The 12,968-nt window shown below is 51.1% G+C and carries 11 protein-coding genes and 2 tRNA genes; 9 read left to right on the top strand and 4 right to left on the bottom strand.

The genetic code is table 11. The features are described 5' to 3' along the window. Window position 1: 1 nt before the first annotated feature. Complete coding sequence (locus A1SC_RS13155) at window positions 2–361, bottom strand: YfeC-like transcriptional regulator (protein ID WP_000472019.1); 360 nt, start codon at window positions 359–361, stop codon at window positions 2–4. A gap of 220 nt (window positions 362–581) precedes the next feature. Here A1SC_RS13155 and A1SC_RS13160 point away from each other — a divergent pair. From A1SC_RS13160 to A1SC_RS13170, 3 genes are all read left to right on the top strand, one after another. Further along, window positions 582–657, top strand: a tRNA-Ala gene (locus A1SC_RS13160). A 39-nt stretch (window positions 658–696) separates the two neighbouring features. After that, window positions 697–772: transfer RNA gene (locus A1SC_RS13165), tRNA-Ala, on the top strand. A gap of 207 nt (window positions 773–979) precedes the next feature. Next, complete coding sequence (locus tag A1SC_RS13170) at window positions 980–3,169, top strand: bifunctional diguanylate cyclase/phosphodiesterase (protein WP_001516819.1); 2,190 nt, start codon at window positions 980–982, stop codon at window positions 3,167–3,169. Between the two features lie 53 nt (window positions 3,170–3,222). On the opposite strand, the gene nupC is transcribed toward A1SC_RS13170, so the two are convergent. Beyond that, window positions 3,223–4,425, bottom strand: coding sequence for a nucleoside permease NupC (nupC, locus tag A1SC_RS13175; RefSeq protein ID WP_001516818.1), 1,203 nt, complete (start codon window positions 4,423–4,425; stop codon window positions 3,223–3,225). A 338-nt stretch (window positions 4,426–4,763) separates the two neighbouring features. Here nupC and A1SC_RS13180 point away from each other — a divergent pair, with 338 nt between their 5' ends. Further along, window positions 4,764–6,002 carry an Nramp family divalent metal transporter gene (locus A1SC_RS13180; protein ID WP_000186376.1) on the top strand — a complete coding sequence of 413 codons (1,239 nt, stop codon included), beginning with the start codon at window positions 4,764–4,766 and terminating at the stop codon, window positions 6,000–6,002. 142 nt (window positions 6,003–6,144) lie between these two features. Here the strand turns inward: A1SC_RS13180 and ypeC are convergent, their stop codons facing one another. Next, entirely contained in the window at window positions 6,145–6,471 is a 327-nt protein-coding gene (gene ypeC, locus A1SC_RS13185) for a DUF2502 domain-containing protein YpeC (protein ID WP_000490087.1), read from the bottom strand. A gap of 114 nt (window positions 6,472–6,585) precedes the next feature. Beyond that, window positions 6,586–7,842: an ion channel protein gene (locus A1SC_RS13190; RefSeq protein ID WP_000903162.1), complete on the bottom strand. Its 1,257-nt coding sequence runs from the start codon at window positions 7,840–7,842 to the stop codon at window positions 6,586–6,588. 203 nt (window positions 7,843–8,045) lie between these two features. On the opposite strand from A1SC_RS13190, the gene glk reads away from it, so the two are divergent. The 5 genes from glk to ypdE all read left to right on the top strand — a co-directional run bounded on the left by glk (window position 8,046) and on the right by ypdE (window position 12,961). Then, window positions 8,046–9,011, top strand: coding sequence for a glucokinase (gene glk, locus A1SC_RS13195; protein WP_000170363.1), 966 nt, complete (start codon window positions 8,046–8,048; stop codon window positions 9,009–9,011). 218 nt (window positions 9,012–9,229) lie between these two features. Further along, window positions 9,230–9,556 carry a PTS fructose transporter subunit IIB gene (locus A1SC_RS13200; RefSeq protein ID WP_000038452.1) on the top strand — a complete coding sequence of 109 codons (327 nt, stop codon included), beginning with the start codon at window positions 9,230–9,232 and terminating at the stop codon, window positions 9,554–9,556. Window positions 9,557–9,576: 20 nt separating this feature from the next. Next, on the top strand, window positions 9,577–10,824 hold the full coding sequence (locus A1SC_RS13205) for a PTS fructose transporter subunit IIC (protein ID WP_016262225.1): 1,248 nt from the start codon (window positions 9,577–9,579) through the stop codon (window positions 10,822–10,824). A 14-nt stretch (window positions 10,825–10,838) separates the two neighbouring features. Next, entirely contained in the window at window positions 10,839–11,924 is a 1,086-nt protein-coding gene (ypdF, locus tag A1SC_RS13210; protein WP_016249032.1) for an aminopeptidase, read from the top strand. Continuing rightward, window positions 11,924–12,961 (top strand): aminopeptidase, encoded by a 1,038-nt coding sequence (gene ypdE, locus A1SC_RS13215; RefSeq protein ID WP_000366068.1) that lies wholly within the window; start codon window positions 11,924–11,926, stop codon window positions 12,959–12,961. Before ypdF ends, ypdE begins: the two co-directional genes overlap by 1 nt. Window positions 12,962–12,968: the final 7 nt, after the last annotated feature.

The following is a 12,968-nucleotide window of genomic DNA, read 5'->3' as shown; positions in this document are numbered from 1 at the left end:
ATTATTTGCTGTTGCGAATCCCTAAGCGTTGTAATAACCCGATAATCCCTTCCCGCAGAAGCAAGGATGTAAACTGTTTTTGTTCAGTTGCCGTCATCTCTTTCGCCAGCGTCGCTAACAGCACTTCAAGCGGCGCATCGCCAGACAGGGCAGGTATTTCTCCCTGACACTGTGGGCGTTCTGCATTGCGAATATATTCACGAACCTGTTCATTGATGTGTACCAGTCTGGCCTTGCCACCCTGGACGCCTGGTTTTGGTGATGTCGTCCAGCCTTCCTTGCGTACCCATTTATTAATGGTCTGGCGGCTATAACCGGTCAGTCTGGCAAGTTCATCTGGCGTCATCCTCTCCTTGAACATAACAATTCCCTGAATAGTTGTGGGTCTATTAAGTGTTCATTTTATAGCATCAATTTACAGGAAACCGTGATATGAATAACTACTGAATGCGAGACGTAATCCAAAAATGTTCATTTGCCTGATTTTTCAGCGATTGAAACCAGGTGCTGCAATTTGCCGTTGACACATAAGGGCGGAATTCATATGATGCCGCCCGTCAACTCGACAAGCTTTACGTGACGGGGCTATAGCTCAGCTGGGAGAGCGCTTGCATGGCATGCAAGAGGTCAGCGGTTCGATCCCGCTTAGCTCCACCAAATTTTGCACCCAGCAAATTTGGTACGTAAACGCCTCGTGGGGCTATAGCTCAGCTGGGAGAGCGCTTGCATGGCATGCAAGAGGTCAGCGGTTCGATCCCGCTTAGCTCCACCAAATTTCAAACCCTCGCTGCGAAGCGGGGGTTTTTTGTCTCTGCTTTTTGCCGCTTTTGTAATACAGTCTACGCCCGGGTTAGCGCCGCCTGGTGAAAACATCACTGGACAAAAAAACAGCAGCAGGCCGGCCCCTGTTTGCTTCGCGATGCGAATAAACTTATTATTTGTGTGCCTGAAAAACCCGATCAGTGAGAGTAGTGTACTCATGTTTGTGGAGCATAACCTGATAAAAAATATCAAGATATTCACACTGGCGTTTACGCTCACCGTGGTACTTATTCAGCTATCTCGTTTTATTTCGCCACTTGCAGTTATCCATTCCAGTTATATCTTTCTGGCGTGGATGCCTCTGTGCGTAATGCTGTCAATAGTGTTCATCTTTGGCTGGCGTGGTGTCGTTCCCGTTTTATGCGGGATGTTTTGCACTAATCTGTGGAATTTTCATCTCTCATTTTTGCAAACCGCTGTCATGCTTGGCAGCCAGACTTTCGCTGTGTTGTGTGCCTGTGCAATATTACGCTGGCAGTTGGGAACGCGTTGGCGTTATGGCTTGACCACCCGAAACGTCTGGCAACGTCTCTTCTGGCTTGGTTTGGTGACGCCGATCGGCATCAAATGCAGCATGTATCTTGTAGGCAACTTCTTTGATTTCCCGCTAAAAATATCGACATTTTTCGGGGATGCAGATGCTATTTTCACTGTCGTTGATTTGCTTAGCCTTTTCACTGCGGTGTTGATTTACAACATGTTCTTTTACTATCTCACTCGCATGATTGTAAGTCCCCACTTTGCGCAGATATTGTGGCGCAGAGATATCGCACCGTCACTGAACAAAGAGAAACGTGCATTTACCTTAAGCTGGCTTGCTGTTCTTACCGTGCTGCTACTTCTGATGTGTACGCCTTATGAAAACGACTTCATTGCCGGTTATCTGGTGCCCGTTTTCTTTATCATCTTTACTCTTGGTGTCGGTAAGCTTCGCTATCCGTTTTTAAATCTCACCTGGGCTGTCTCGACTCTTTTCCTCCTGAATTACAACCAGAACTTTTTACAAGGGGTGGAAACAGAATATTCGCTGGCATTTATTCTGGCGGTACTGATTTCTTTTAGCGTTTGCCTGCTCTACATGGTGCGCATTTATTATCGTAGTGAATGGCTTAACCGTCGCTGGCATTTGCAGGCGCTGACCGACCCTTTAACGCTATTACCCAACTTTCGCGCGTTGGAGCAATCGCAAGAGCAAGAGGCCGGAAAGAGTTTTTGCTGCCTGCGTATTGATAATCTTGAGTTTATGAGTCGTCATTACGGTCTGGTGATGCGCGTTCATTGCATCCGCTCAATTTACCGTACACTGCTACCGTTGATGCAGGAAAACGAAAAGTTGTATCAACTACCGGGCAGTGAATTGCTGCTGGTACTGACCGGGCCGGAAACGGAAGGGCGGCTACAGCATATGGTTAATGTCCTCAATAGTCGGCAGATTCACTGGAACAACACCGGCCTGGATATGGGCTACGGCGCGGCCTGGGGGCGTTTTGATGGCAATCAGGAAACCCTGCAGCCCATGCTGGGGCAGTTAAGCTGGCTGGCGGAACAATCCTGCGTTCATCATCACGTTCTGGCGTTGGATAATCGAGAGGAGATGGCGTCCGGGCAGACTACCAAACAGGTGCTATTGCTGAACACCATTCGTAAAGCATTAGATAATGGTGATTTGCTTCTCTACGCCCAGCCCATTCGTAACAAAGAGGGACAAGGCTATGATGAGATCCTTGCTCGTCTGAAATATGACGGCGGCATTATGACGCCGGATAAATTTCTGCCACTTATCGCCCAGTTTAACCTAAGCGCGCGTTTCGATTTGCAGGTGCTGGAATCCCTGTTGAAGTGGCTGGCAACTCACCCTTGTGACAAAAAAGGACCGCGATATTCGGTAAATTTAATGCCGCTCACTCTGCTACAAAAAAATATCGCCGGACGGATTATTCGCCTGTTTAAGCGTTATCACATCTCCCCGGAGGCTGTCATTCTCGAAATCACCGAGGAGCAGGCGTTTTCTAACGCAGAAAGCAGTATGTATAACATTGAACAACTGCATAAATTTGGCTTCCGTATTGCGATTGATGACTTTGGCACTGGCTATGCCAACTACGAGCGGTTAAAACGTTTGAAGGCCGATATCATCAAGATTGATGGCGTCTTTGTGAAAGATATCGTCACGAACACGCTGGATGCGATGATTGTGCGCTCGATTACCGATCTGGCGAAAGCGAAGTCGTTAAGTGTGGTTGCAGAGTTTGTAGAGACGCAACAGCAGCAAGCGCTATTGCATAAACTTGGGGTGCAATATCTGCAAGGATATTTAATTGGTCGCCCGCAGCCATTAGTTGATTAGCAGGGATAAAAAAGCCGGGGATAAATAATCCCCGGCTTTTTTAATGGATTGCCTTACAGCACCAGTGCTGCGATTGATGCAGAAAGCACACTCACCAGCGTAGAACCATAAACCAGTTTCAGACCGAAACGAGAAACCACGTTACCTTGCTCTTCGTTCAGACCTTTAACCGCGCCCGCGATAATCCCGATAGAAGAGAAGTTAGCGAAGGATACCAGGAACACAGAGATGATGCCTTCAGCACGCGGAGAGAGCGTGGAGGCAATTTTCTGCAGATCCATCATCGCAACGAATTCGTTGGAAACCAGTTTGGTCGCCATGATGCTGCCTACTTGCAGTGCTTCACTGGAAGGAACACCCATCACCCATGCAATCGGATAGAAGATGTAGCCCAGGATGCCCTGGAAGGAGATGCTGTAGCCAAACCAGCCAGTCACGGTAGCAAACAGGGCGTTCAGTGCTGCGATCAAGGCGATAAAGCCGATTAGCATTGCTGCAACGATAATGGCTACTTTGAAGCCCGCCAGAATGTACTCACCCAGCATTTCGAAGAAGCTCTGACCTTCGTGCAGGTTGGACATCTGAATGTTTTCTTCGCTGGCATCAACACGGTACGGGTTGATCAGCGACAGTACGATAAAGGTGCTGAACATGTTCAGTACCAGCGCTGCAACCACGTATTTCGGTTCCAGCATCGTCATGTATGCGCCAACGATGGACATCGACACGGTGGACATCGCCGTGGCTGCCATAGTGTACATACGATTACGGGAGATTTTGCCGAGGATATCTTTATAGGCGATAAAGTTCTCGGACTGACCCAGAATCAGGGAGCTGACGGCGTTAAAAGATTCCAGCTTGCCCATTCCGTTGACTTTGGAAAGCAGGAAGCCAATCGCGCGGATAATCACCGGCAACACGCGAATGTGCTGGAGAATACCGATCAATGCAGAGATAAAGACGATTGGGCACAGCACTTTCAGGAAGAAGAATGCCAGGCCTTGATCATTCATGCTACCAAAGACAAAGTTAGTTCCTTCGTTGGCAAACCCGAGCAGTTTTTCAAACATTTCGGAGAAGCCTTTCACGAAGCCCAGACCAACGTCAGAGTTCAGGAAGAACCACGCCAGTAACACTTCGATAACAAGCAGTTGAATTATATAACGGATACGAATTTTTTTGCGGTCGCTGCTTGCCAGCAATGCGAGAATCGCAACAACGGCTAGTGCCAGTACAAAATGAAGGACGCGGTCCATATTTGCTCCAAATATGAGGCAGGTTAAGTTTCCGTGCACATTCTATGTAACATGGTTAAGGAAAACGAGATCTGACACACACTATAATGATGTCCTGTGACAAGCTTCAAAAATAGTGAGCTGTTATACATTTCTGCTATGTTGTGTATGGAAGCTGAAAGTTATGTAAATGTGCTAACATTAAACATAATCATAACATTTAACTCATCAATCTTTTCGTAGTCATAATCCTGACCTATCAGAGAAATCACCCTAATCCAATCAAATGAATTTGATAATCATTCTCGTTTAGCATAGCATGAAACATAGCAAAGGCTATGTTTTAGAGGCACAACAAGATGACAAACTATCGCGTTGAGAGTAGCAGTGGACGGGCGGCGCGCAAGATGAGGCTCGCATTAATGGGACCTGCGTTCATTGCAGCGATTGGTTATATCGATCCCGGTAACTTTGCGACCAATATTCAGGCGGGAGCCAGCTTCGGCTATCAACTGCTATGGGTTGTTGTCTGGGCGAACCTGATGGCGATGCTGATTCAGATTCTTTCAGCCAAACTGGGGATAGCCACCGGTAAAAATCTGGCAGAGCAAATCCGCGATCACTACCCGCGCCCCGTAGTGTGGTTCTATTGGGTTCAGGCGGAAATTATTGCGATGGCGACCGACCTGGCGGAATTTATTGGCGCAGCGATCGGTTTCAAACTGATTCTTGGTGTTTCGTTGTTGCAGGGGGCGGTGCTGACGGGTATCGCGACTTTCCTGATTTTAATGCTGCAACGTCGCGGGCAAAAACCGCTGGAGAAAGTGATTGGCGGGCTACTGCTGTTTGTTGCCGCGGCTTACATTGTCGAGCTGATTTTCTCTCAGCCTAACCTGGCGCAGTTGAGTAAAGGGATGGTGATTCCGAGTTTACCAACCTCGGAGGCGGTCTTCCTGGCGGCTGGCGTGTTAGGGGCGACGATTATGCCGCACGTGATTTATTTGCACTCTTCGCTCACTCAGCATTTACATGGTGGTTCGCGTCAACAACGTTATTCCGCCACCAAATGGGATGTGGCTATTGCCATGACTATTGCCGGTTTTGTTAATCTGGCGATGATGGCAACGGCTGCCGCCGCGTTCCATTTTTCCGGTCATACGGGGGTCGCTGATCTTGACGAAGCCTACCTGACGCTGCAACCGCTGTTAAGCAATGCTGCCGCGACGGTCTTTGGTTTAAGTCTGGTGGCGGCGGGGCTTTCGTCAACGGTGGTGGGAACATTGGCGGGGCAGGTAGTGATGCAGGGATTCATTCGCTTCCATATTCCGCTGTGGGTGCGCCGTACCGTGACCATGTTGCCATCTTTTATTGTTATTCTGATGGGGCTGGATCCGACGCGGATTCTGGTCATGAGTCAGGTGCTGCTAAGTTTTGGTATTGCCCTGGCGCTGGTGCCACTGTTGATTTTCACCAGTGACAGTAAGTTGATGGGCGATCTGGTTAACAGCAAATGGGTTAAACAAACCGGTTGGGTGATTGTAGTACTGGTGGTCGCGTTGAATATCTGGCTGCTGGTGGGAACGGCACTAGGGTTGTAGTTCAACTGGCGTCGCATGTGGTGCCACTGGCGGATGCGGCGTAAACACCTTATCCGCCCTACGTGTTTAATGGCGCGGGTTTGTAGGCCTGATAAGACGCTCCAGCGTCGCATCAGGCATCGTACTCCATTGGCGAATGTGTTTAATGACGGTGCCCATGTCCACGACCTTTTCCGCGATGATCATCACGGTCGCGCCAGCCTTCGCGGTAGCCTCGTTCATACGCTTTACGCTTATCCCAGCCACGGTGGTATCCATTATCGTGACGCCACCAGCGGTTTTTACGCCATTCGTAATTACGGTGCCAGTAATCACGGTCGCGCCAGTGACCACCGTCCCAATAATTACCGTAATGATCGCGATCGCCAATTTGTAATTTTATCGATGGCAGTAGGGTAATTTCACCTGCGTTTGCCGCAAGTGGGGTAAATACCATCAGGGCGGCCGCCAGAAACAGTGACCTGAACATTGTTATTCTCCTTCACGATCGAAGCCGTCAGCGGCCTGTTAACGCAATATTACGGGGAGGTAAAGCCCCGTTTCATCGCCATAACTCTTAAATCGTGAGGGAGAGCATTTTTTGTTAAAGCTTATCGTGGGGGGGCTGTTGCTTCGGGCGATTCACAATCATCATTGGTTTACCTGCCAGCAATAGCCACGCCGGAAGCATGACGATACAAAGCAGCGGTAGCAAAGTGGTATCAGGTACAACGACCGCCGCCATAAACAGACTTAACCAGCCATCGCGCGTCACCACCAGTACTATGCCGAGAATAGCGCAGGAAACGGTAATCGCCGCCGGGACTGCGGGAACATGTTCATGCAGCATCAACCCTAACGCTACGCCAACAAACACGGCCGGGAAGATTCGCCCACCACGAAATCCGCTGGCGGCGGCAATAACCAGGGCGGCAAGTTTAATGAGCGCCAGCAAAAAGTAATCGCTGGCGCTCAAAGCCTGATTCATCACCATTTGCTGCATCTCATCCAGTCCTTTAAACAGTGAGACAGGTCCGCCGATGACGCCCAGAATACCCAGCATAAAACCGCCAACTCCCAGCATGAGTACTGGGTTTTTAATCTGATGCATCATCGCGTGCAACCGTGGCAGACACCACACAGCAACCATCCCCGCAGCGATGGCAATCGTCGCCACAATGGCACCGCTGATGATGTCGGTCATCTGCATCTGTTCGTAATGCGCAATGGGTAGCGAAAAATGAGGATGAAAAAATAGACTTGTGGTCAGAGCACCAGTCGCCGCCGCCATTAACGGTGCAAAGAGCCGATCCCATAGCGGGACTTCATTACTGCCATTTAAGGTTTGCGAAAATATCAACGCTGCCGCAACAGGTGTACCAAACAGCGCGCCGATAGTTCCGGCTGAGGCTAAAATAGTCCACTCCATCCGGTGAACTCGTGGTAACAGACGAGTGCCAATCGCCACTGCGAGAGCGATATTAACGGTCATGATCGGATGTTCCGGCCCGAGGCTGACGCCACCAGCAAGACCGAGAATTAATGCCAGGATCAGTCCCGGTAGCGCAGAGGGGGGAACCGGTGCGCCGATCAGTGGTTCACTGGCCGGATCTGGCCCGGCATGACCCTGGCTGAAACGGATAACCAGTCCTACCGCGATCCCTGTCAGCGTTAATATTCCGATGATCCACAGCGGTGAGTCCTGAGCTAACCCCAGACTTTCCGGTAGTCGTTGCCAGAGCAAACTCTGTAATACCGAGGCGATTTTCATCACTACAATCAGAATAAGACTGGACGCAATCCCAATTGCCACTGCGGGAAGCGATAATAACAACATGGTTCTGGCTCGCGGATGGAGCATGTTCTATTCCTTATGCGGGATCAGATACTTAGTTTGCCCAGCTTGCATAAAGGCATCGCTGCAATTGGTGCTGAAACGATAAAGTAATTGTGTGACCCAGATCGATATTTACAGGGAGCCAGCCTTTCCGGCGTTGTTGTTATGCCCCCAGGTATTTACAGTGTGAGAAAGAATTCTTTTGACTTTAGCGGAGCAGTAGAAGAATGACAAAGTATGCATTAGTCGGTGATGTGGGCGGCACCAACGCACGTCTTGCCCTGTGTGATATTGCCAGTGGCGAAATCTCGCAGGCTAAAACCTATTCAGGGCTTGATTATCCCAGCCTGGAAGCGGTCATTCGCGTTTATCTCGAAGAACATAAGGTTGAGGTGAAAGACGGCTGTATTGCCATCGCTTGCCCAATCACCGGTGACTGGGTGGCAATGACCAACCACACCTGGGCATTTTCGATTGCTGAAATGAAAAAGAGCCTCGGTTTTAGCCATCTGGAAATTATCAATGATTTTACGGCGGTTTCGATGGCGATCCCGATGCTGAAAAAAGAGCACCTGATCCAGTTTGGCGGAGCAGAACCAGTAGAAGGTAAACCAATCGCGGTGTACGGTGCCGGAACAGGGCTTGGGGTTGCGCATCTGGTCCATGTAGATAAACGCTGGATCAGCCTGCCGGGTGAGGGCGGTCACGTTGATTTTGCGCCAAATAGCGAAGAAGAGGCCATTATCCTCGAAATACTGCGTGCGGAAATTGGCCATGTCTCGGCGGAGCGCGTGCTTTCTGGCCCTGGGCTGGTGAATCTGTATCGTGCGATTGTGAAAGCCGATAACCGCCTGCCGGAAAATCTCAAGCCGAAAGATATTACCGAACGTGCACTGGCCGACAGTTGCACCGATTGTCGTCGGGCATTGTCGCTGTTTTGCGTCATAATGGGACGTTTTGGCGGCAATCTGGCGCTCAATCTCGGGACATTTGGCGGTGTGTATATTGCAGGCGGTATCGTGCCGCGTTTCCTCGAGTTCTTCAAAGCTTCTGGTTTCCGCGCCGCTTTTGAAGACAAAGGCCGCTTTAAAGAATATGTCCATGATATTCCGGTTTATCTCATTGTCCATGACAATCCGGGACTTCTCGGTTCGGGCGCACATCTACGCCAGACCTTAGGCCACATCCTGTAAAACCTTCCTGTCATATCGGGAGGAATCTCTCCCGATAGTCATTTAAATCATAGAGTTAATTAGATTTTTCTTTGTGTTTCATCACAAGGCCGACCTGCGTCACACTTCCGTATAACGGGATTAATTATCCAGTAAAAGCATTATTTGTCTGGTAACAGCGATTTGTTTTGCACGTTCATAATTTCACTTGCTAACTATAACCAAGCGAGGAAATAACGATGAGTAAGAAACTGATTGCCCTGTGTGCTTGCCCGATGGGGCTGGCGCACACCTTTATGGCTGCCCAGGCGCTGGAAGAAGCGGCGGTAGAAGCAGGCTATGAAGTGAAAATTGAAACCCAGGGCGCAGATGGCATCCAGAACCGTCTTACGGCGCAAGATATCGCAGAGGCGACCATCATCATCCACTCCGTGGCGGTTACCCCGGAAGATAACGAACGTTTTGAGTCACGCGACGTTTATGAAATCACTTTGCAGGACGCAATTAAAAACGCTGCGGGCATCATCAAAGAAATCGAAGAGATGATTGCCGCTGAACAGGCGTAATTTTTTACAGGGATATTGTTATGGCCATTAAAAAACGCAGTGCAACCGTTGTGCCTGGCGCATCCGGTGCGGCAGCGGCAGTTAAGAATCCGCAGGCCTCTAAAAGCAGCTTCTGGGGTGAACTCCCGCAGCACGTGATGTCAGGGATTTCACGCATGGTGCCGACCTTAATTATGGGCGGTGTGATCCTCGCTTTCAGCCAGTTGATTGCTTATAGCTGGCTGAAAATTCCCGCTGACATTGGCATTATGGATGCGCTCAATAGTGGGAAATTTACCGGTTTCGACCTCTCGTTACTGAAATTTGCCTGGCTGTCGCAGTCGTTTGGCGGTGTGCTATTTGGCTTTGCCATTCCGATGTTCGCCGCCTTTGTGGCTAACTCCATTGGTGGCAAACTGGCGTTCCCGGCAGGGTTTATCGGCGGGTTGATGTCTACCCAGCCCACGCAACTGCTGAATTTTGACCCCAGCACCATGCAGTGGGCGACCTCTTCGCCCGTGCCGTCCACCTTCATTGGCGCGCTGATTATTTCTATTGTCGCGGGTTACCTCGTGAAATGGATGAACCAGAAAATCCAGATGCCGGATTTCCTGTTAGCGTTCAAAACCACTTTTTTATTACCAATTCTTTCCGCCATTTTTGTCATGCTGGCGATGTATTACGTGATCACGCCGTTTGGTGGCTGGATCAACGGTGGCATTCGCGCCATGTTGACGGCAGCAGGTGAAAAAGGCGCGCTGATGTACGCAATGGGAATTGCCGCAGCAACGGCAATTGACCTGGGGGGGCCAATCAACAAAGCGGCAGGTTTCGTTGCCTTCAGCTTTACGACAGACCACGTACTACCCGTCACCGCGCGTTCTATCGCTATTGTTATTCCGCCGATTGGTCTGGGCCTGGCGACCATTATCGACCGTCGTTTAACCGGCAAACGCCTGTTCAACGCCCAGCTTTATCCACAGGGCAAAACCGCCATGTTCCTTGCGTTTATGGGTATCAGTGAAGGTGCTATTCCGTTCGCGCTGGAAAGTCCCATCACCGCCATTCCGTCCTATATGGTAGGTGCGATTGTTGGTTCCACCGCCGCTGTCTGGCTGGGTGCAGTGCAGTGGTTCCCGGAATCTGCTATCTGGGCATGGCCGCTGGTTACTAACCTCGGCGTCTATATGGCGGGGATCGCGTTGGGGGCAATCATCACTGCGCTGATGGTGGTGTTCCTGTGTCTGATGATGTTCCGCAAAGGCAAATTGTTAATCGATAGCCTGTAAGAAGGACAATCCTGATGACATTACTCGCTTCGCTGCGCGACTGGCTTGCGGAACAACAGCTTGATGCGGTGCTTCTCTCTTCACGGCAGAACAAGCAGCCACATCTGGGACTCTCCACCGGATCAGGCTATGTGGTGATTAGCCGTGAGAGCGCGCACATTCTGGTGGACTCACGCTATTACGCGGATGTGGAAGCCCGTGCGCAAGGCTACCAGCTACATTTACTCGATGCGGCGCAGACGCTTGCAACCATCGTCAATCAGCTCATTGCCGATGAGCAACTGCAAACGCTTGGTTTTGAAAGCCAGCAGGTGAGTTGGGAAAGCGCACATCGCTGGCAGACTGAACTCAATGCAACGTTGGTCAGCGCCACGCCGGACGTACTGCGGCAAATCAAAATGCCGGAGGAGGTAGAGAAAATCCGCCTCGCCTGTGGGATTGCCGATCGCGGTGCGCAACATATCCGCCGGTTTATACAGGCGGGGATGAGCGAGCGTGAGATAGCCGCTGAACTGGAGTGGTTTATGCGCCAGCAGGGCGCGGAAAAAGCCTCTTTTGACACCATTGTTGCCAGTGGCTGGCGTGGGGCGCTACCGCACGGCAAGGCCAGCGACAAGATTGTTGCCGCGGGCGAGTTTGTCACTCTCGATTTCGGTGCGCTGTATCAGGGCTACTGTTCTGATATGACGCGCACCTTTCTGGTGAATGGCGAAGGGGTGAGCGCCGAATCTCACCCGCTGTTTAACGTGTATCAGATTGTCCTGCAGGCGCAACTGGCGGCAATCTCTGCGATTCGCCCCGGTGTGCGTTGTCAGCAGGTTGACGACGCCGCGCGTCGGGTGATTACCGAGGCTGGTTATGGCGAGTATTTCGGTCATAACACCGGTCACGCCATCGGTATTGAAGTGCATGAAGATCCGCGCTTTTCACCGCGGGACAGCACGATGCTCCTGCCAGGCATGTTACTGACCGTGGAGCCGGGGATTTATTTGCCAGGGCAAGGGGGCGTGCGCATCGAAGATGTCGTGCTGGTTACCCCGCAAGGCGCAGAAGTGCTGTACGCCATGCCGAAAACAGTGTTGCTCACGGGAGAGGCATAATGGATTTATCGCTATTAAAAGCGTTGAGCGAGGCAGATGCGATCGCCTCCTCGGAACAGGAAGTGCGGCAGATCCTGCTGGAGGAAGCGGATCGCCTGCAAAAAAAGGTCCGTTTTGATGGTCTGGGATCGGTGCTGATCCGCCTCAATGAATCGACAGGTCCGAAGGTGATGATCTGCGCGCATATGGACGAAGTGGGATTTATGGTACGCAGCATCTCCTGTGAGGGTGCTATCGACGTGCTGCCGGTTGGTAATGTGCGCATGGCCGCCCGCCAGCTTCAGCCGGTGCGGATCACCACCCGTGAAGAATGCAAAATTCCAGGCCTGCTCGATGGCGAAAGGCAGGGAAATGACGTTAGCGCAATGCGCGTGGACATTGGCGCACGTTCTTATGACGAAGTCATGCAGGCGGGAGTTCGTCCGGGCGATCGCGTCACCTTCGATACCACTTTTCAGGTTCTCCCTCACCAACGGGTAATGGGCAAAGCCTTTGATGACCGCCTCGGTTGCTACCTGCTGGTGACTTTACTGCGCGAGCTGCACGACGCCGAACTCCCTGTGGAAGTCTGGCTGGTGGCCAGTTCCAGCGAAGAGGTTGGCTTACGCGGCGGGCAAACCGCCACCCGCGCAGTGTCGCCGGACGTCGCCATTGTGCTGGATACCGCCTGCTGGGCGAAAAACTTTGATTATGGCGCGGCTAACCATCGCCAGATTGGTAACGGCCCGATGCTGGTGTTAAGTGATAAATCGCTGATTGTGCCGCCAAAATTCATCGCGTGGATTGAAAGCGTGGCGGCAGAAATTGGTGTGCCGTTGCAGGCGGATATGCTCAGCAACGGCGGCACGGACGGTGGAGCGATTCACTTAACCGGCACAGGCATACCCACAGTGGTGATGGGCCCTGCCACCCGCCACGGCCATTGTGCCGCGTCGATTGCCGATTGCCGCGACATTTTGCAAATGCAGCAACTTTTATCTGCACTTATTCAACGTATTACGCGTGAGACCGTTGTTCAACTGACGGATTTCAGATGATCTCCTG

This window comes from Escherichia sp. KTE52, assembly GCF_000408325.1.
Taxonomy (GTDB): domain Bacteria; phylum Pseudomonadota; class Gammaproteobacteria; order Enterobacterales; family Enterobacteriaceae; genus Escherichia; species Escherichia marmotae.
The sequence above is the reverse complement of the archived record's forward strand: the minus strand, read 5'-3'. Positions and strand labels throughout refer to the sequence as shown.